The sequence below is a fragment of the Vallitalea pronyensis genome, assembly GCF_018141445.1.
Lineage (GTDB): Bacteria > Bacillota > Clostridia > Lachnospirales > Vallitaleaceae > Vallitalea > Vallitalea pronyensis.
Map to the genome: position 1 here is coordinate 4,600,822 of NZ_CP058649.1, position 20,805 is coordinate 4,621,626.

Here is a 20,805-nt window from a genome sequence, read left to right on the forward strand (position 1 = left end):
CCCTCATGACTTTCTATACAGACGCTACATCTTTTTTCAAATAAACCACATAAGATGCAATGATAAATAGGACTGTAGCACCTATACTTACCCATAGATGAGGTGTGGAATATGCTAGATTCTCCGTGATATACCCACTCTCAAAATATCCAAATGGTGTCAGATAGCTGTATTTGGCATCTTCTAAGGTCTGATTCAAGAGATTAATAACAAATAACCCAAATACCACACCTAAGGCAAGGGGTAAAACGCCCTTTAGACGTTTGACAATTGTACCTAACAAAAAACCTAACATCATGAGGAAAATCTGAATAAACAGCAAACTGAGTGTAATCAAAAAGAAAACTTCTCTGTTATAAGCCTCATTTTTAAATAGCTCCATGCCGATATAGGCAAATACCATATAAATAATATTACTGATAATAATATGTGTAAAAGCTGTTAATAACTTAGGCGTTAAAATAGCAGCTCTTGTACGTGGTTTAACTAAGAGAAAATCTGATGTTTTCTCTCTTGCTTCCTTTGATGTTATATCGATGCCTAATTTCGTGGCAAAGATACTTCCAATGAGGATAATGTAAGTAAATATAAAGTTGTAGAAACCGCCTATATTGGATAGGTTCATGTTGTTCATACCAAAAGCTTTTAATAACCCTTCTGGAAGTTGTGACATCATTTTTTCAAGCTGAGAGGCTTCCTCTGCAAAATTTGGAAAGAGTACTAAATAGAAATACAATACGGCTACCATGGAAAATGTCCATATGAGCATACTCTTAAGATATTTTCGAAATTCATAGTGATAAATATTCATACCCTTAAGCCTCCTTCTCATAATAATACATGAAAATCTCCTCAAGTGTTGGTTCTTCAACCAATAGATTCTTTAATTGTATGGTGCTTAATTGCTTCACAATGCTATTGATATCACCTTTATATAAGAAGCTTGCTCGATTCGCTTCCACTTGTAAATCCGTTACACCTGCACCATTAAATATACCTTCTGGTAATGGTGTTGCCCCTTCAATACGAAGTTTCTTATAATTATCTTGTCTTAAGGATTCAATACTTTCTGTTTTAATGATTTTACCTTCTTTGATAATGGACACACGGTCACACATTCTCTGAACCTCATCTAAAATATGGGATGAAAAAAAGATGGTTGCTCCTTTTTTGTTCTCATCACGAATGAGATCAAAGAATTTTTGCTGCATAAGGGGATCCAGGCCACCTGTTGGCTCATCTAAGATAATGAGCTTAGGTTCATGGAGTAATCCCTGTACAATACCTACTTTCTTTTTATTTCCAAAAGACAAATCGTTAATCTTCTTGTTTAGATTAAGATCCATTATTTCAGCTAATTCTTTTATACGTTTATCACAATTCTTATTATAAAAACTAGCTGAATACTTTAATAAATCCATGGCCTTCATGTTATCATAATAAAATACTTCTGATGGTAAATAGCCCACTTCTTGTCTTATCTGTGCCCCATGCTTTATACAGTCCTTGCCAAATATCTTAGCACTGCCACTGGTGGGATAAATCAAAGACAATAAGGTACGAATCGTTGTTGACTTACCCGCGCCATTCGGTCCAATAAAACCATAAATTTCACCCTCATTAACTTTCATCGATACATCAAGGATTCCCCTTGATTTTCCATAATATTTTGTAAGCTTATTGGTTTCTATAACATGCATAAGATAACCTCCTTTAATACTGTCCTTTAACCAAAATATTTCATTGACCGATTCGGTCAATTTCATTTTAACACACTCACTGTTTTAATTCAATATAAAGTTACATAAAAATAAAAGTATCAAATCCACCACTTTTTATAATGAATGCTAAGAGCACAAAGCAATTTACTTCATAATAATAAGTAAGACAACCTATGTTACATGACATTCGTTATTAGTATAAGCTTTATGAATCTGAATTAAACATTGACTTCACTTTTCACTTGTATTTATGTATCGCTATTCACTATAAAAACTGACATTTTCTATTCCTTAATAATAGTATGTCTTTCTACATCTACCTTGTCAATAGTTCATTTCTGATACGGCATGTTAAATGTTACTTTTGAAGGTTGAACCTTCTTCCATTAACACATGATAAACAGCTCATTATCCAATCCAAATCGTTATTTGTTTGCATAAAAGCAAACTAATATAAAATTCGTTTGCACTATAGTATGTTTTGTGTTATGCTGTTTATATATTATTTGAAATAGGAAATGAGGTGTTATAAATGGAAAGAGAAGAATTATTTTGGAATGCTCCCATTGATGTGTTAAAAAAAGGGTATCAATACGATGAACAGACATCTTGTTATACGTGTCTTTTTTGTGGTTATACCTTAGCGTCTGGACTTATTCACGAACATGCTGGACTTATGATGACATCGAAGAAGCGTATGGCTTATCATATGGAAGAAGATCATGGTGGTGTCTTTCGTTATTTGCTAAACCTCAATAAGAAATTTACGGGGCTTACAGATAATCAACGTGAAGTCCTAACCTGTTTCTATGAAAACAAAAGTGATAAAGAAACAGCTAGGGCTTTAAGTCTTAACGATTCAACCATTCGAAATTATCGTTTTAAGCTAAGAGAAAAAGAGAAACAAGCTAAAATGATGGTAACCATGATGGAGCTTCTGAAAGAAAATACCTCAAAAGAAGAGGATTACAAGGAGCCACATCCAACAGCTACAATGATTGATGACCGTTATGCCATTACCATAGAGGATAGTGAAAAAATCGTAAAACGTTATTTTACAGAAGAAGGTTACCTTAAAGATTTTCCTGCCAAGGAAAAGCGTAAAATCATTGTCCTACGTGAAATTATTAAATTATTTAAACCCGAAAAATCTTATAGTGAACTTGAGATTAACCGTATTCTGAAGCGAATCTATGAGGACCATGCTATTCTGAGACGTTATCTCATTGAGTATGGGTTTTTGGATCGTAAAAAAGATGGTAGTCGTTATTGGGTGAAATAAAAACCATTGATATTTTATTCCCTACAGTATATATTAAGTATATACGTCTGAAACCTTATGGAGGATCATATCATGGCAACAGATATCTTACTAAAATGCTCACTCTTTCAATCCCTAACAAAAGAGCAGATTGATGACATGTTAGACACCATTGATTATCAAATGGTATCTTATAATAAAGATCAAGTTATTAGTACTGAAGGTGACCTTTGCAATCGTATAGGTATTGTCTTAGAGGGTGCTATTGAAATTAGAAAAATTTATCCAATGGGTAAATCCGTTACGGTAACAAGGCTTAATCCCAGTAATATATTTGGTGAAGTGATCTTGTTTTCCAACATGAAACGCTACCCATCAACATTGGTGGCTTGTAACCAACTACAGGTCCTTTTTATAGCCAAGGAGCAAATCATAGCCTTGATGGAACATTACCCCATCATCATGAACAACTTGCTGAATGTACTGACCAGTAAGATACTCACATTAAATAAAAAGCTAAGAAATCTATCTTATGAGAATATGCGCCAAAAAATTGCTGATTATATTTTAACGGAATATAAAAGGCAACAGAACCTCTACATTGAACTGAATGTATCCCGAAAAGAAATGGCAGAATCATTGGGGGTCACAAGACCTTCCTTATCTCGTGAGTTAGCTGCTATGAAAGATGAGAGCATTATCGATTATCATAAAAACACCATAAAAATAAACAACCTTCAAATGCTTGAAGATTGTTTATTGTAGATAGTCTTTTCGACCTTCAATGAGTGGTTATTCGTTGGGGGTCGCTATATCAAAAGCACCTACTATTGCATCTACCTTATAACCCACCTGTTTTTGTTCTTTTTTTACATTTTGACTAGAGATAGTCCACTCACCCAATCTGTTTTCCTTATATTGAACATCTAAATCGATATCAAATCGATAAATCCCATTTGTTGATACGTTAGTCTCATTAATTCGGATAAGTGAAAGACTCTCCATATTTTGATGGAAAAATCCATGAAGTTTGTAATCGCCTATATAGCTTCCAATATCAAATAATGTTGATATTGTAACGAGTTGATTGGCTTTTTTAAAATCCTTTTTTTCTAAGGCTGCATAGTATGCCTCTACGACTTCTTTTGGCGTTAGCTTGGCTAATGCATTTGTTTCTTCAGTCATGACAACAAATTGATCCACCCATGGATTAAATGCCATTTTAGTCATCTGTTCTAATGTAGATCCTTTTAACGAATAACAAGCCCTTTGACTTACATTACTTCCAATGTATGCCCCAATAATCTTACCATCGTATCGCAAAATTGTTAATCGATTAGGTCTTAAATAATATTTAGATGTTTTGACTTCAGGCATATCATCTAAGGTATACCAAATCAATTCAATTTCTTTACCAAGGTAGTCTGTTATATCCATGTTAATATCTTTAATTAATTCATTTTTATAAGCCCAATATAAAGGAATTGGATTATCTCCAACATAATAATCAAAGGACTCAGGTAATATTAACTTAGTGTTTAACAAATAATAACCAACATTTAGGCTATATTTATCAACTAACGCTTTAACATCCTTTGGTAAATGATAATCAAATGTATCCATCGGAATATCTATTATATTGGATACCATTACATTATTATTAGCAAGCGTATAATTTGCGGATAAATCACCTGATTCCATTTTTACAATTATCTTATCAACCTTTTGGTTATAAATCTTATCAATGATAAGTGTTATGGGTTGATTCCTACCATGAGCTAACGAAATGGTATCCAAAAATTCTTTTGCAGCCATATCGCTACGAATACCTATTTCAAAGATCAGATTTCTAGCCAGTCGATTAATGGTTTCTAGATCAGTTATGGTTTTATAATGCTCTCCATTCGTCAGTATCTGGAGTTCTTGAACATCTGCCTCATCTAGTCTCACATCTTTGATTTTTTCCCCTGTAAACATAACTGTTGGTCCATCTGTACCACCTATATCTGCTACCGTCTTATCTTCCTCTAAACTGTTTATGGTTAGGTCTTGGTTTTCATTAATTTCACCATCTTCAGAATGAGAAGTAGCTATCGTATTCCCTTCTTCTTGTTTTGTTGTATCCTGCTTATCTGTCATAAAAAACACCATTACCAAACAGATAATCACAATCCCTAATCCTATGGTATACTTTGTTCTTTTATGATGCTTCATTAGCTGACTAAGTCGAGCTTTCATAGCTTTATGCCCTCCTAACAGTGCTGGCAATGATAGGGGTGCAGATACATTCCTCTCAATAAGGTTAAGGATTAACTTACCATAGGCAGCTTTATGCTGGATACCAATAATCTTTAGAACACTTTCATCACAGCACATTTCCATTTCCTGACGCATTTTATAGAATGCAATCCATACCAACGGATTAAACCAATAGATCACCTGTAAGATTGTAAGTAAGCGTAATAGGATAACATCCCTTCTTTTATAATGCAGCAATTCATGAAGTATGATAATCTCTAAGCCATCTGGTAAGTTCTCTCGATAACTGATTGGTAATAAAATGGTTGGTGATAGCATACCCGTTATTGCCGGTGAAGATATGCCTGTTACCCACTTCATGTGTACCTTTTTTGTGATACCCAATTTTTCTTTACAAGCTTCTAAAACAGTCATCATGTTATGCTCTTCTATGGGCACACTACGAGCAATTTTATACCGAATATGGCAATTATGTAAAAGTGTTATGCTACCTATAAGGATTAGACCAACTAACCATAAGATAACACTTATCGCCTTGACATCTATTTGATGTATCTCCCATCTTGGTTTTTCTATATGATGCTTCTGATCTTTTCCACCCATGTTTGGATTTTCACTTTGAGGCTGAGTATCACGTGTTATCAATGCATTGGGTGATACCTTATCTTCTGTTATAAGGGAACTATCCATTTCATATGTGACAGGTTCTTGTATTGTAGAACTTCTCTCATATGTTCCCAACAAATTATAAATACTTAGTGAACTGGGTACGCTAATGGGCAACATGAGTCTTATCACTAACAGAAACCAGATGGTGTAATGCCACCTTAACGATAACTTATTAGCCATGATGCGCTTAATCGCCAGGATAACGACTATCATCCCACTTGAAATAATGGTTGTTTTTAATAATATATCATATACACCACTCATACTTCCCCTTACCTTTCATCATCATAGCGATCAATCATCTTTTTTAGGTCATCCAACTCATCTCTTGATAAGTTCTTTTGATCTAAAAAATTAGCAAACATGGCATTTAATGAACCATTGAAGAGCTTCTTCACAAAATGATCGCTCTGAAGTTTAATATATTCTTCTTTTTTGACCACTGGATAATAATGATAAGTACGTCCCTCTTCCTTATATTGAATCGCTTCTTTTTTTATCAACCGTGATAACAATGTTTTCACCGTACGGGGATTCATATCCTTAATACGCTTAATAACAGTATTTGATGTTAAGGGACTCTCTTCCCATAGAACCTTCATAACCTCTAGCTCTAAATCTGAAATTTGCGGCAAAGCCATTTCTTCTCACCTCCTCATCATGACTACTAATATATATTAAATTACACATGTAATCCTACATATAAGATTACACGTGTAATTCTGTTTTGTCAAGTCATATTTTAATTTTTAGAACACAAAAAAAGCTGTCTATCCTCCAAGTCCATTAGATGTATGATAGTCTAATCGACAAGGTAAGATATACAGCTTTTAAGTTATTTAATATGGTATATAAATAATGCGGATTGTACATGCCAATAATTGGTTTTCTGTCTAGCTAATTGTTTAAGATAGCCATAGTAAGCCTTAACATCTTCAATCCATATATCAGGAACAGACTTTGAACTGTAACAGCTAATTTCATACTGTGTTACATAAGTCATTAATTGATAATCGTCTGTATCTACATCACCTGCAATGGCTTTTGCATATTCACGCATGGTTAAATGAGAACCTTTTGCGTATCCAATTAGTTTAAGCATGAGTAAACACTTGTGGAATAACATTAAATATTTAAAGCGATTTTGGCTTGCTTCCCATTTATGTTCATTATTCTTCCATCGTATCACCAACACCAAGATGATAATACCTATTATAAAAATACTGAGTGCAATGGCTAAAACGTATGCAGGTATCCTTTTTCTAGCTGCTGCTAAGGCTTCTTGATCATATACTTCATTGACTTCGGCACCATCTGGAAGCTCTACCACTGGCGTTGGTAACCGCTCTGCTTCCGTACGGATTTCAAATCCACTGGTAGGTTCAAAAGCAATCCAACCAAAGCCTTCAAGATAAGCTTCCACCCATGCATGAGAATCCCAACCTGTTATAACATTTAGATTGGTTTTTGTTTCAGTCATATACATCATTTCGTTATCGGGCATGACTTCTTCCTCATCCACTTGGGAGCCTTTTGCCACAAAACCTTTTACAAATCTGGCTGGAATATCATTCATTCTAAGCATAAGTACCATAGCCGTTGCATTGTAAGTACAAAAACCTTCTTTTGTTTCAAAAAGAAAATAATCAATAGGATCGCCATTATCTGGCAGCTCTGTTGTATACGTATAATTACATGTAGATTTTAAATACAACTCAATGGCTTTTGCACGTTCATAATCTGATTGACTACTCTGTGTGATATCTTTTGCCAATTCAAAGGTACGTTCTGTCGTCGTATCTGGAATCTGTAAATAATGTTCACGAACTTTATCTGCCTTACGGATTAAGTCATTTTTATGGAGTAAGGATGGTATATTTTTATAAAAGCCTTTATGGCTCTTGACCAAAACTTCTTCCAAAATAGGTTCGTCATATTTCGGTTTATGATAAGTAAACGTATAGTTGAACCCTTCTATTAGATCACTGTCAAAGCTAGCAATACCACCTTCATTGTATGAAAATGAATCCATTGCTTCATCACCATAAGGGTCTAATACACTGGTCACATTTGTTGGTAAAAAAAGTATATCCGTTGCTATATTTCTATAGCTAACATTGACCTCATATTTTCTATAATACGTCTCTAACAACGTGTCTTGGCTTCTGTCTGATAGGGAATCAACATCCTCGCTTAACCACTGTAAACCATATAATTGTTCTTCAAAATCATCTACTTCATAAATCGATGGATTATCATAAGACCATTCTTTACCATCAAAAATATTACAAACGCCTCCCCTTAAGTAGGTAGGGTTATCAATGTAGACATTTAGAATAGCATGATTGGTTAACTCTACTTCTGCTTTTAACGCCTCTGTGTTTTCATATGTCACAATGACAGGTTCTTCGTCGTCTATTACTGCTCCTGTGCCGCTGCCACCTCTTCCACTACCGCTTCTCCCATTGATAATATACTTATCAATGGTTTTACCAATCTCATTGACAAACTGTAAGGGTCTAGGGCTTTTTCTGTAGCTGTAACCCGATATAAACACCAATACGATAGCAAACAATACTGCATGGATAGCTAATGGGTAGAACCTGGCAATATGTTTGGCCTTTATTTTACCCAGATAAAATTCATAATAATAATAAACAATAACAGCACCAATAAAGACATAATAAGCAGACTGATTATAAAAACCTCTCACAAAGAAAGCAATTAGAATAATCGTTAGCCCCATGAAGATATACGACATAAAGGCATGCTTACTTCCTTGTATCATACGTACCACACAACAAATAATGAAACCAATGATTATACCCACCACCATCTGGTATTCTTCTGGTATGAGGTATCCTTTGGTGAGCGCTGTTCTATAAACATAGATATATTGATCAATTTTTATAACGATCTGGGAAAGGTATTCTGTGGTCCAATTGACAATAATAGCCCCTATTATCAACCCAATAATGGTTACACTGCTATAAAAAAAGTACTTTAGATTATATGTCATCACCTTTATAAGGCTATACGTCATGACAATTGCTAGGAATAAGTGGGTATAAGATAACTGGTAATATAGCAGGCCTGACAAAATAATGGTTAAGCTAAAAATCATCATTATTTTAGTCATTTCAATTAACGCTATATCGATTAATTTCTTAATATAATTTCTCACAATATCAACTCCTTCATTGCATGATTCTGGAGTTATCTTACACTATATACCTTCTATTAACGTATCTAAATCTCTCTCATAAGGTATATTCATCAAATCATAACCTTCAGCTATTGCTCTGTATATACCTTTATCGTTCTTATCACGCTGGTCCATATAGATGTTCATGATGGTCATTTTTGCTTTATCTATGGTTAATATGTTCATTTTATCTATCAATGCCTCATCAACATTGGAAGTAATGATATAAGCATGGCTATGGGTCATCCCATGATCATCCATGCTCTGATAATAATCCACTACCGTTTGACTAAAATCATATTGTCTGGGAAACTCAAGCAATGCACACTCTTCATAAAACCGTTCAAAATCATTGTAACCTTTTCCGCTAAGCTCAACAAATTGACGGTCATAAAACACCAACGATACAGGTTTATTATGCATCAACAAGTAACTGGTCATCATAATAACCGTCTCAACCATTTTATCTTCAATGGCTATATTGGATTCCTCATCTAGGTAATGACGGTTAACATCTAGTATAATCTGTACCGTATTACTTACTTCACCACTGTATTGTTTCACCATGAGTTCTTTATATTTAGCGGATAACTTCCAATGAATTTTATTCAGGTTATCCCCCTTTTCGTATTCACGCATGTGGGATATATCATTTTGCTCGTCTTGCTTTTTCGCACTCACGTTGGTGATTTCATCCATATTGACTTGGCTCATGGGTAATGCGATCAAACGCTTAACCCGAGGATAAACCATCATTTTAATGGCATCCACCGTTCTTATTTTTTTAGAGAACAACCCAAAATAGTCTTCAATGATAACGGACTGGATACCAACCTTATAAAAACCCCGATACTTGCATTGTAAGGGTATTACAATTTTTTCTTCTGACTTGGGATATAAAATAAAAGTAGGTGATTCAAATTGACCTTGAAATAAAATCCTATCTAATGAAAGTTTTAAACGAAAAGGACAAAAAACCAGACTCGTCTCATTATATAGCGTCAACGTATATTGTACCGTATCCCCTTTAACAATTTTATCTTTACTTATTTCATGGGTTACGTAAAATCGTCGGTATGTGAGCCAAATGGATAGATAGGATAAAACAGGAATAAATAACAGCATGTAAAATAACGTGGTTAAAATATAACCTTCTATAAAGTAGGTGAGTATAGAAACACCTATTAACGTTATCAAATAGATTCTATTTCGTTTCATAATAATCACCAGCCGGCACTTCAACACGATTAAGAATATCCGTTAAAATATTCTCTGGTGTTATCTTATTAAACTTAGCTTCATTTCTCAGAAGAATACGATGTGAGATAACAGGTAAAAATACTTCTTTGACATCGTCTGGCAACACATAATCTCGTCCATTGTATAGGGCTAATGCTTTGGCAGCATTAAGTACATAGAGGGACCCTCTGGGACTTGAACCTAAGATAATATTTTCAGAATGTCTCGTTGCTGTAACAATCTCCACTATGTAATCCATCATAATACTGCTGCAATAAACTTCTCTAACCTTGCCTTGTACATGGAGCATATCTTCACAACTTACCACAGGTTTTAAACTCTCTATGGGATTATCATGTTCGTACAATTGAAGTATACTTTTCTCTTCTTCGTGAGACGGGTAACCCACGGATATCTTCATAATAAACCGATCAATTTGTGCTTCGGGTAACGGGTATGTTCCCATATACTCCACTGGATTTTGTGTGGCTAATACCATAAAGGGTCTTGGTAAGGCATATGTTTTGCCATCAACGGTCACTTGTTTCTCTTCCATGGCTTCTAACAAACTGGATTGCGTCTTAGGTGGGGTACGGTTAATCTCATCGGCTAATAATACATTACCCATGACCACACCTTCGTGAAAGTCAAAACTTTGTGTTTTTTGATTATACATAGAAAATCCGGTTATATCTGATGGCATCACATCTGGCGTAAACTGTATACGTTTAAATACCCCGTTCATGGACTTTGCCAGTGCTGATACAAGGGTGGTTTTTCCTACCCCTGGTACATCTTCAATGAGAAGATGTGAATCACAAGCTAAGGCTAAAACCATTAATTTGACAACTTCTCCTTTTCCTACAATGACTTTTTCGATATTATCAACCATGTGCATTAGTATATTTCTTGATTTTTCCATATATACCTCCCTCGTTCTACATGCGTATTTTTTCTTGTTACCATAATAAGTCGAATAAACACCTATAACAACTTTCTATTACAACACATTATGATGACAAGAAATCATGATGTTACGTATCTTGCATTCATAAATTATATCATATTTTAGACTTTAATTGTAGTCAAAATTAACGTATTCACCCATGTGACACAATCTTAAATGTTTTGTAATATTTGGGTATCTTTATGAAATAATTTATTCATTTTATAACATAAAAAGAAGACAGCTACCGATCGCTGTCTTCTTTAAGGAGAAGGTATTTAAAAATAAATTTTTGGGGGTTTATAGGTTTTATGGGGTTTTCTTACACTTTCTATTATACAGCATATGACAAATAATGCTGAACAAACTTCGATTTATTTTTAAATTCTTTTTGTTGATTTTTTACTATATAATTTATGCCTTAAATTATTTCCTTGGAATAAATACTAATAAACCCATAAAAACCGCATTTTTCTTTGATACCAGGTAAAAATAACCCTATTTTAGTAATATTTTATTTGCTAAAGCGGTTATTTCATTTCCCCCTGCTTCGTACCATCTGTTAACAAATTCATCAAATTTATCCATGGTATAGTCACCCATAATAATCTTATAAGCATATTCTTTATAGAGATTATTCATCGTTTCCCATTTTGCGCTATGCTCACTGGGTATGTCAAAATTTTTATCTTCTATATAGTAACGGGCTGTTATATCTAATGATGCTTGAGCAACATCTGTTATAAGGGGTACAGGTGATTGCCAAGATGGTACATCGAAGAATCGAGCATACCATTCTTGTCCTTTTTCCGTCCGAGTGATTATACCATGACCATCCTTTTCATAATCCCTTCCTTCAAAGCCAAGGCGGTCGAGATACTGCCCTTCATCCGATGCCATAAACTCCAATACCTGAAAAGCTAATGCTTGATGCTCTGATACAGTAGAAATAGCAAAACCCTTTTGTTCTTTTGTCACATCAACAGGTGCAAAACCTTGTCCACCATGGCCTTTTGGTGGATTCAGTGGAATAAGCATGGTATCAGCCCCAGCATGCTGCAATTTAGAGCTGTAGATATCCACCACTTTTCCAGCAGACCCAACAACCATACCTACTTTACCTGTATACAACTTCTCTTCCATGGTATCCCATTTTGTTGTAATATAAGCTGGGTCAAGTATTTTTTCTTCTCTTAACCGTCGATAAAAAGCTAATTTCTCTTTCTCGTTTTGACTTACTTTATGATATATATACTGGCCGTCATCACCTTGTATCCAAGTGGTTGGCATACCAAATGCCCCATTAAAAATGGCATCTAATCGCTCTGTGCCACCTGTTGCTGTTATGCCATAGGTATCTTTCTCACCATTATCATCAAAATCACTATTTGCAAAAGCCTTTAATACGCCATAGTAATCATCCACTGTCTCTGGTGGTTTTAAACCTAATGCATCCAGCCAATCTTGCCGAACCAATGCAATTTTGGGTGTGTTGTAACGAATATTTAGTAAGTAAGGATAGGATGCTATTCTTGCTTTGTGATAAGGTTCCATGGATTGGTTAAAGACATCCGAGTCATTTATATATTCTGTTAAATCAACCAGCAACCCTTCCTCCATATAGTGTTCATCCATACCATCTCTAAACCATATCATGTCCGGTACGTTTCCACCTTGAAGCATAAGATTTAGTTTTTCCGAATAACCACCACGAGGCAGCTCAACAAGTTCCAGTTTAGCTTTTATCCCATTTTCCAATAATGCTGTATTAATTTTTTCTATATAAGCCATATCATTTGGGTTAGAGGGTACAAAATCTTTTTGGACCAACGTCAGGGTTGGGATGTCATCTTCATTTTGTCTTTCTTTTTCTCTTTCATTTTCTCTGTTTGTGTTGGTATCCCTTATAACAGGCTCTTTACTTTTTTGAACCGTTGGTTCTGTTTCTTTTTCCGGTGAACAAGCGGCTATATTCCCTATTATAAGAATCATGCCTAGAATTAACCCAAGAACTCTTTTCATAACCAGTCTCCTATCTCTAAACGATCATCATTAATCATGGGGTGTATTTGGTATCACATAATGATAAACACTTCAACTATTGAACACCCTAGCTATAGGATTTCCTTCTCTTCTACTTCTCATACATAACCAAGGAAACATGAACATTATTTCATATGCTACATTCAGAGAATTTTCCCACCAAAATAAACGTAACAACAGTCGTTCCAATAGTAAAGGAGAATATTTCCACTCGGTATTTTCATCATAACTTGATTATGCAATTTCATGGGCATTACTTTATAAGAAAAAAGGCCCCCTAGGGAGCCTCAATATCATGTATCACATGTTAATTTCAATAAACCTGATTCTTATTCTCTTTTCCAATACCTTATAAACCATCACTGTTAACACAATCATCAGTATCACAACAGCTATAAAGATCAGCACATGATTCATGGCAGCTTGAAGCATCAAAAAGGTTAATCCTCCTAAAACTGCTACTATTAACAGTCCCGCTAACATGCCAAAGACTGCATTCATATTCTGCTTGACTGCTCGCTGAGGATTTGTCCAATTCAGCAATGGTTTTTCTATATCAATTAGCATACCGGATAAGATAATAGGTATGGAACCTAACAATCCTAGTGCTATATAATAATACGTACTCATGTCCAAGGCAATAGCTATATTTAACCCTATAATTAGCATGAGTACAAGACATAGTTGAGCTACCATGGCCGTCATGGATCTGCCTATGATATGCTCTTTTGCAGAGACGGGAATAACACGGCTGATCCAAAAATATTTTCCCTCTCTTGAGAATGTTGTGGGAGCAATGGGCGTCATAGCCCCTGTTAACATGATAGCACCTGTAAGTATAAATCCTGCAAGTTGGGTATTATTGTTGTAGATATCTTGAAGTAAATGAATACTCAGTCCTTCCATCTGACTACCTGTAACAAATGAGAATGTCAAGATAACAGGTAAGATAATCACAACACCAAAGCAGTTAAACAAGTATATGGGTGTTTTAAACATGGTAATCATATCTGTTTTAAAAATAGCCATGTAAGGTCTATTGCCCTTACTTATTTCTCGATTAAATGCTTCATCACTGAGTTGCTTTTTCTTAGTAGCCACTTCATGACCACCAATAATACTACCTAAATATATCTTCTCACCTACTAGGATAAAGAGTGCGAAAATCAGAAGATTTCCAATGCAAAAGTAAAGTAAGGATACAATACTGCCTGTTGTGACCATGGGATCTAACGCATTTCCTAACCATTTTGCAAATGGATTTGCATCCCCTAACATGTTAATCATGGACTGATTGTTTGTAATGAGTTCCATAATAAAATTTTGGTTCTGCTCAATATCCATGGCATGCTTTTGAATATACATCTGTATACCAATTGCAGAAAATGTAACAGCAAATAAAAAAATGCCTCGTATAAGATTCTTTTTACTACCAAGATTGGTGATGCGAGAAAGCAGTATAATAATGATACCACATAACGCTAGAGGTGCAATGGGTATCATGCCTATAACAATGAGTGCTATAAGATAATAACTAACCCCTGCATGCAATGCCGACCCACTTATAACAACCACAGGTATCATCATAAGAAACACGAGTATATATTCAAATAATGTGAGCATGATGAATTTGGATAAAACAATATTTCTAGGTTTTATAGGTAGTGCAAGCAACATCTCCGTATCTCTGGAAAAATAAAAATAAGCCATGATATATGGAATACCAAAAATAAATATGAGTATACTGAGAAGGTTATAGACAAGCGCATTGGTGTATGTCTCTTGATTTAAACTAATAAAACCTGCTGTTATCTGCTCTATAAACTTAATATACCCTACGTACAGCACCACAAAAAATACCACCAGCACAAGGTACCCTATATATTTAAGAAGCTGTTTCTTATCTTGTAAGATCTTCTTAAGATTCAATCCCTGTAGATTGAATCCATTGATTAAACCGACTTTTGTTAATCTTAATACCTCTCTCATGCTTCCGTCAACTCCAAGAATATATTTTCTAAAGACCCTTTTGTACCCTCTAAGGCTCTTAACTCTTCCATGGTTCCTTGAGCAATGATCTTACCTTTATTAATGATTGCAATACGGTCACACAGTTTCTCTGCTACTTCCAGCACATGGGTTGAGAAAAATACCGATTTTCCTTTTTGACACATCTGACGCATCACTTCTTTAAGATGAAAGGCCGACTTTGGGTCTAACCCAACCATGGGTTCATCTAAAATAAAAAGATTGGGGTCATGAAGTAAACCGCCAATTAAGGCAATCTTTTGCTTCATACCATGTGAATAGCTGCTAATCACATCATTAACGGCTTCCTTCAACTGAAACAAGTCTAAGTAATAGGCTAACCGTTCTTTTCTATCTGCTGAGCTGACACCATAAACATCTGCTATAAAGTTCAGATAAGTAATGCCTTTTAATTTATCAAGTATCTCAGGTTTATCAGGTATATAGCTGATTTGTTTCTTAGCTTCAATGGGTTGTTCTTGGTTATCCAAACCGTTGATTGTTATCTGCCCATTTGTAGGTTTTAGCAAACCTACAATCATCTTTATGGTTGTTGTCTTACCCGCTCCATTAGGACCAAGAAAACCAAATATTTCTCCAGGCTCTACGGAAAAACTAATGTCTTCTACAGCTTTAACACTCCCTTTTGCATAGGTTTTGGATAGATTATTTACCTTTAACATATATATCGCCTCTCTCCCTCTTAGTATTCATTTTGTTCATAGTCTGCCTCTTTTAATCGAATTCATCCCTTATGTTACGCTCATTTTAAGTAATTATATATTTAGATAAACTTCTAAATATAGTTGTATAATACCATAATTATATCTGAATGTAAAGAGGGATGATTCATCTTATTGTATGATGAATCATCCCTGTATGTATAGCAGCTATAGGCTTTAAACCATATAGCTGGTTTATTTATCTTAGAATATAACCGTTTATATCCACTTGATATTCCTTGAATACTATGGACTAACTTTTTTATAAATTCCATCTATGATTAAATCAGAGCCACTGTAATCAGGTGTCACATTATCTGTTGTTACTTGTATGGTATCACCTATTTTTTCTAATACAACTTGTACCGTATAAGTTGATTTACTTCCATCACCAAGAGGTATTTCTTCTTTGAATACAGCTCTATTGCCTTCTATCTTGCCTATCTTTTGCATCCCTGTTTCGTTTTCAAATTCTACACCCTTCATACTAAATAAATCAAAGGCAATTTCGTTTTTATTCATTTTATAGATGGTCACATAGCCTGATTGGTCATCGTTGCTTTCAAACTCGTAATAACCAAGCCAATCAAAAATATGTTCACCATAGGAATCAAGACCTGCCGAAAAATCAAAACCTTCCATGACCAGTTCTTCCTTCATGATACCAATGCCCCGTGTAATGGTCATAACAGACTCGGTTATGTTATAAGATTGAAGGGGATTAGGCTCAACCCGTTCCGTACGTACTACGATGTTTTGTTCATCCGCTTTCACAATCTCTGACTTACCTGTAGAATCCTCATACCAAGGATGTTCCCATGTATTCCCCACTTCTATGGGTTCTTTTATCCAATAAAATTCTGTTTCACCACTACTGTCTTGATGATTGAGTTTAATACCGTCTTCAACTATTTTATAAGTTTTTGTAAAGCTGTAATCTCGACTACTTTCACCGCCACTCATATCATCAATGGCACCTTGTACAATGATATGCTTCTCATGGTCTAATTGTTTAACGTCAACAATGGATTCACTTCTTCCATATTCAACGGATCCATAGTATCGCCAACCGTAACCTATTGTATCGGGCAATACATTATCCAATGTTGAGCCTGCCTTCTCATCCAATTGTTGGCTGTCATGATTGGAGGCTTCTTGTGTATTGCTTGTATCTGCTTTATTGCTGCCATCACCTTCATCGATAGCATTACTAACCGCTTCTTTATCTACTAAACCGGTACAACCCGTTAATAACATGCTTAAGACCACTATACAACTACACATTTTTTTCATTTAACTATCCTCATTTCACTATCTTCTCTTGTTATACTTCTTGTTCACTAGTATAACAAGTATTTCTTGCATTAATATTAAAATATAATAAAAATATTATTATATTTTTATTAACGGATTACAAATTTATGACATAAAACACCTAGAGAACCAAAAGGGATTCTCATCAAATCTCATATGTTGACTTGAGTTTTAATGAGAATCCCTATACTATTAGATTATAACCTAGCAATTTATTTCTAATCTGCCACAGGTTACTTTTTTAGTTTTACACATTAAGAGGTGTTTTTTATTGCCTAATTTTCTCTATCACTATTTGTCTTAGCAATCATTAACATTTGCTAGAAGTCATTATTGCTCAAAGATATCTTGACATGGTATAACCATTCCTTCAAAACACATGGATTGTACGGTATCTTCTAATTTATAGCTGCTAAATTCTTTTATGGTTCTATCTTGAAAAGTATATACCATCACGAGCATTTTCTGAGGGTCCACAATCCAAAATTCTTGTACACCTGATAACATGTAGGTATTTAATTTATCTACCATGTCCTTAGATCTTGTGCTTGGTGATAAAATTTCAACAACCAATGTTGGTGTACCCATGTAACGATCTTTTTCATTGGTGGTTTCATCATGGTCACAGGCAATAAGTAAGTCAGGCTGCATCACATCCGGTTCCTTAAATCCTTCTTTTCTAAAATGTACATCAAATGGCGCATAAAATACTTTACACGTTTTCCCCTTTAAGTAAGCTCTAAATTGCAAATATAAATTACCAGATATGACTTGATGAAAAACACTTGGTGAACTCAATATAACAATTTCACCATTAATGAACTCCAGCCTAGAATCTGTGCTTTCATAGATTTCCATAAATTCTTCATAAGAAACTTTTTTACCGCCATACTGATAATCTAATGCATTTTCCTTTACCACCATATAACGATCAATATCCGTTATGTAAGGTGTTAATCTTGCAGCCTTCTTGCCATTCTTTGTGATAACAATCTCATGGTCATCGATGGCATAATCCAGATATTTACCCAGATTTGATTTTAATTCTGTTGCTGTTATGATTTTTTTATTATTATCATACATAATTTCTATCACCTCGTACGATAATTATACAATATGTACGATTATTTGTCAAATTAAATCGTACGATTATTGATTAAATCTTTTTAACGACTTTTCGTGGTATCCGTTAATTCAAATGTAGCTTCATTAACCGTTGTACTATCACCACCTATATAAATGTTGAATGCTCCAGGTTCACTTTGGTGTATCATATCAGCGCCATGAAAGCGTAACATCGCTTCTTTTATTTCAAAAGTGATTGTCTTACTTTCATTGGGTTCTAATGCTACCTTTTGAAAACCCTTTAATTCTCTGACAGGTCTTACCACACTCCCAAATAGGTCTTGTATATAGAGCTGAACCACTTCTTTCCCCATGACATGCCCCGTATTCTTCACTGTAATAGAAGCTGTTAAGGTTTCTTTTTTGTCTATGGCTTTTTTACTAAGTGTTATACCTGAGTAACTAAAAGTTGTGTAAGATAAACCAAAACCAAATGGATAGAGTGGTTTATTGGGTATATCCAAATACTTTGAGCGGAAACGGTCTTTATCTTTCCCGGGCACATGAGGCCGTCCTGTTGAAAACTCATTATAATGAACGGGAACTTGACCTACACTGTATGGAAAACTCATGGACAGCTTACCCGATGGATTGACGTCACCAAATAACACATCAGCAATGGCATGGCCACCCTCTGTTCCTGGTAACCATACTTCCAATACAGCCTTAGCTTTCGATGTTATCTCTCTAAGATCAAGTGGTCGGCCATTAAATAGTACCACGACGATATTGTTATTGACTTTATGTATTTTTCTAAATAGGTTCATCTGAATCTCTGGAATACCAATGTCAGCCCTACTTGTTGCTTCGCCTGATTGGTTGCGATGCTCTCCTAGGGCTAACACAACCATTTCAGATTTTTCTGCTGCAAGTATTGCTTGGTTAAGATTTTTTTGAGCACTTTCTTCGTCATCTGTTTCTGTTGGCAATGTTAAAAATCCTTTTGGTATTTCCTCAGACTTTAAAACATCGCATCCTTTTTCAAATATTAATTTATTGTTCATCATTTTGGATAGAATACCATCTTTTAAAGATATACAATCTTTTGCTTCACCTAAAAACGACCAAGCACCAAATATTTCTCTACTATCAACATAGGGTCCAATAAATGCAATGGACTGACCTTCCTTTTTTAGGGGCAGCACATGGTCGTTCTTTAATAACACAAATGACTCTGAGGCTGCTTCTCGTGCCAGTTTTCGATGTTTATCACATAAAATAACGTTTTCTTCTTCCTCTTCATCTGCATCCTTATACGGATTCTCAAATAAGCCTAACTTATTTTTAAGCTGGAGAATACGCATCACTGCTTCATCAATCAGATGTTGGTCCACTTTACCACATGCTATTAAATCTTTAAGCTGACTGATATACACATTGCTGACCATATCAATGTCTACACCTGCTTTTATGGCTAACTCAGCCGCTTCACTTTTATCTCTGGCATACCCATGACCAATCATTTCTTTAATGGATTGCCAATCGGAAATCACAACACCATCAAATCCCATGTCTTCTCTTAATATTTGTCTTAATAATCTTTTATTGCCAGTTGCAGGTATACGATCAACGGTATTAAATGCTGTCATGACAAGTTCACAGCCTGCGTCAATGCCAGCCTGATAACCGGGTAGGTAATCATCTCTTAATGTACGCTCGGATAATTCAACGGTGTTGTAATCTCTGCCACCAGTTGGTGCTCCATAAGCTGCAAAATGCTTCACACAAGAGGCAATTTTACCTTTTTCGGATACATGTTGTCCTTGATAACCTTCCACCATTGCTTTTGAAAAACAACTGTTTAGGTAGGTATCTTCCCCTGTTGTTTCCATAACCCTTCCCCATCTAGCATCCCGAACCAAATCAACCATGGGTGAAAAAGTAACGTGTATACCCGATACGGATGCTTCTTTTGCTGCAATGGAAGCGCATTTCTTTGACAGGTCTGGCGACCAGGTACACCCTTGAGCTAAGGGGATGGGAAATATGGTTTTAAACCCATTGATAACATCTAACATAAAAAGTGCTGGAATGTGATGAGGCTGTGTAGCCATATATTTCTTTTGAAATGCCTTTACCTTATTAGCTCCCATTATACCAATCATGGAACCCGCACCTTTAAGATGCTCTTCTGTTAATCCCATTTCTGCTAAAGGACCCGTCAATGCCCCATCATTTTCATAAAAAGCCCCATATAATTGTAACAATTGATTGATTTTTTCTTCTAGAGACATGCTCTCTAATAATTGAATTAAACGTTCCTGTTTCATCTA

At 35.1% G+C, this 20,805-nt stretch carries 15 protein-coding genes; 2 read left to right on the forward strand and 13 right to left on the reverse strand.

The annotated features are described in order from the left end of the window. Positions 1–13: 13 nt before the first annotated feature. Complete coding sequence (locus tag HZI73_RS19080) at positions 14–811, reverse strand: ABC transporter permease subunit (RefSeq protein ID WP_212694958.1); 798 nt, start codon at positions 809–811, stop codon at positions 14–16. Positions 812–815: 4 nt separating this feature from the next. Further along, on the reverse strand, positions 816–1,700 hold the full coding sequence (locus tag HZI73_RS19085) for an ABC transporter ATP-binding protein (protein WP_212694959.1): 885 nt from the start codon (positions 1,698–1,700) through the stop codon (positions 816–818). Between the two features lie 553 nt (positions 1,701–2,253). Between HZI73_RS19085 and HZI73_RS19090 the strand changes: the two genes are divergently transcribed. Continuing rightward, the gene (locus HZI73_RS19090) at positions 2,254–3,003 is read left to right on the forward strand and encodes a DUF2087 domain-containing protein (protein ID WP_212694960.1); all 750 of its coding nucleotides are present in this window, start codon (positions 2,254–2,256) and stop codon (positions 3,001–3,003) included. A 72-nt stretch (positions 3,004–3,075) separates the two neighbouring features. Further along, positions 3,076–3,747, forward strand: a complete 672-nt coding sequence (locus HZI73_RS19095) for a Crp/Fnr family transcriptional regulator (RefSeq protein WP_212694961.1) — start codon at positions 3,076–3,078, stop codon at positions 3,745–3,747. A 27-nt stretch (positions 3,748–3,774) separates the two neighbouring features. Here the strand turns inward: HZI73_RS19095 and HZI73_RS19100 are convergent, their stop codons facing one another. The 11 genes from HZI73_RS19100 to bglX form a co-directional block, all read right to left on the reverse strand. Further along, the gene (locus HZI73_RS19100) at positions 3,775–6,174 is read right to left on the reverse strand and encodes a M56 family metallopeptidase (RefSeq protein ID WP_212694962.1); all 2,400 of its coding nucleotides are present in this window, start codon (positions 6,172–6,174) and stop codon (positions 3,775–3,777) included. 8 nt (positions 6,175–6,182) lie between these two features. Further along, positions 6,183–6,551, reverse strand: a complete 369-nt coding sequence (locus HZI73_RS19105) for a BlaI/MecI/CopY family transcriptional regulator (protein WP_212694963.1) — start codon at positions 6,549–6,551, stop codon at positions 6,183–6,185. Between the two features lie 194 nt (positions 6,552–6,745). Further along, entirely contained in the window at positions 6,746–9,094 is a 2,349-nt protein-coding gene (locus HZI73_RS19110; protein WP_212694964.1) for a transglutaminase-like domain-containing protein, read from the reverse strand. Between the two features lie 42 nt (positions 9,095–9,136). Continuing rightward, positions 9,137–10,333 (reverse strand): DUF58 domain-containing protein, encoded by a 1,197-nt coding sequence (locus tag HZI73_RS19115; protein ID WP_212694965.1) that lies wholly within the window; start codon positions 10,331–10,333, stop codon positions 9,137–9,139. Continuing rightward, positions 10,320–11,276 (reverse strand): AAA family ATPase, encoded by a 957-nt coding sequence (locus HZI73_RS19120; RefSeq protein ID WP_212694966.1) that lies wholly within the window; start codon positions 11,274–11,276, stop codon positions 10,320–10,322. The genes HZI73_RS19115 and HZI73_RS19120 overlap by 14 nt, the downstream gene beginning before the upstream one ends. A 522-nt stretch (positions 11,277–11,798) precedes the next feature. Further along, positions 11,799–13,322 (reverse strand): extracellular solute-binding protein, encoded by a 1,524-nt coding sequence (locus tag HZI73_RS19125; protein ID WP_212694967.1) that lies wholly within the window; start codon positions 13,320–13,322, stop codon positions 11,799–11,801. A 321-nt stretch (positions 13,323–13,643) separates the two neighbouring features. Beyond that, positions 13,644–15,332, reverse strand: a complete 1,689-nt coding sequence (locus tag HZI73_RS19130; protein WP_212694968.1) for a putative ABC transporter permease subunit — start codon at positions 15,330–15,332, stop codon at positions 13,644–13,646. Beyond that, positions 15,329–16,054, reverse strand: a complete 726-nt coding sequence (locus tag HZI73_RS19135) for an ABC transporter ATP-binding protein (protein ID WP_212694969.1) — start codon at positions 16,052–16,054, stop codon at positions 15,329–15,331. The genes HZI73_RS19130 and HZI73_RS19135 overlap by 4 nt, the downstream gene beginning before the upstream one ends. Before the next feature lie 285 nt (positions 16,055–16,339). Continuing rightward, positions 16,340–17,386, reverse strand: a complete 1,047-nt coding sequence (locus HZI73_RS19140; protein ID WP_212694970.1) for a hypothetical protein — start codon at positions 17,384–17,386, stop codon at positions 16,340–16,342. Between the two features lie 351 nt (positions 17,387–17,737). Then, the gene (locus HZI73_RS19145; protein ID WP_212694971.1) at positions 17,738–18,490 is read right to left on the reverse strand and encodes a type II toxin-antitoxin system Phd/YefM family antitoxin; all 753 of its coding nucleotides are present in this window, start codon (positions 18,488–18,490) and stop codon (positions 17,738–17,740) included. 83 nt (positions 18,491–18,573) lie between these two features. Next, entirely contained in the window at positions 18,574–20,802 is a 2,229-nt protein-coding gene (gene bglX, locus HZI73_RS19150) for a beta-glucosidase BglX (protein WP_212694972.1), read from the reverse strand. Positions 20,803–20,805 lie beyond the last annotated feature (3 nt).

Coding starts and splice junctions, on each gene's coding strand:
- HZI73_RS19080 (WP_212694958.1), bottom strand. CDS start 811: ATGAATATTTATCACTATGAATTTCGAAAATATCTTAAGAGTATGCTC.
- HZI73_RS19085 (WP_212694959.1), bottom strand. CDS start 1,700: ATGCATGTTATAGAAACCAATAAGCTTACAAAATATTATGGAAAATCA.
- HZI73_RS19090 (WP_212694960.1), top strand. CDS start 2,254: ATGGAAAGAGAAGAATTATTTTGGAATGCTCCCATTGATGTGTTAAAA.
- HZI73_RS19095 (WP_212694961.1), top strand. CDS start 3,076: ATGGCAACAGATATCTTACTAAAATGCTCACTCTTTCAATCCCTAACA.
- HZI73_RS19100 (WP_212694962.1), bottom strand. CDS start 6,174: ATGAGTGGTGTATATGATATATTATTAAAAACAACCATTATTTCAAGT.
- HZI73_RS19105 (WP_212694963.1), bottom strand. CDS start 6,551: ATGGCTTTGCCGCAAATTTCAGATTTAGAGCTAGAGGTTATGAAGGTT.
- HZI73_RS19115 (WP_212694965.1), bottom strand. CDS start 10,333: ATGAAACGAAATAGAATCTATTTGATAACGTTAATAGGTGTTTCTATA.
- HZI73_RS19120 (WP_212694966.1), bottom strand. CDS start 11,276: ATGGAAAAATCAAGAAATATACTAATGCACATGGTTGATAATATCGAA.
- HZI73_RS19125 (WP_212694967.1), bottom strand. CDS start 13,322: ATGAAAAGAGTTCTTGGGTTAATTCTAGGCATGATTCTTATAATAGGG.
- HZI73_RS19130 (WP_212694968.1), bottom strand. CDS start 15,332: ATGAGAGAGGTATTAAGATTAACAAAAGTCGGTTTAATCAATGGATTC.
- HZI73_RS19135 (WP_212694969.1), bottom strand. CDS start 16,054: ATGTTAAAGGTAAATAATCTATCCAAAACCTATGCAAAAGGGAGTGTT.
- HZI73_RS19140 (WP_212694970.1), bottom strand. CDS start 17,386: ATGAAAAAAATGTGTAGTTGTATAGTGGTCTTAAGCATGTTATTAACG.
- HZI73_RS19145 (WP_212694971.1), bottom strand. CDS start 18,490: ATGTATGATAATAATAAAAAAATCATAACAGCAACAGAATTAAAATCA.
- bglX (WP_212694972.1), bottom strand. CDS start 20,802: ATGAAACAGGAACGTTTAATTCAATTATTAGAGAGCATGTCTCTAGAA.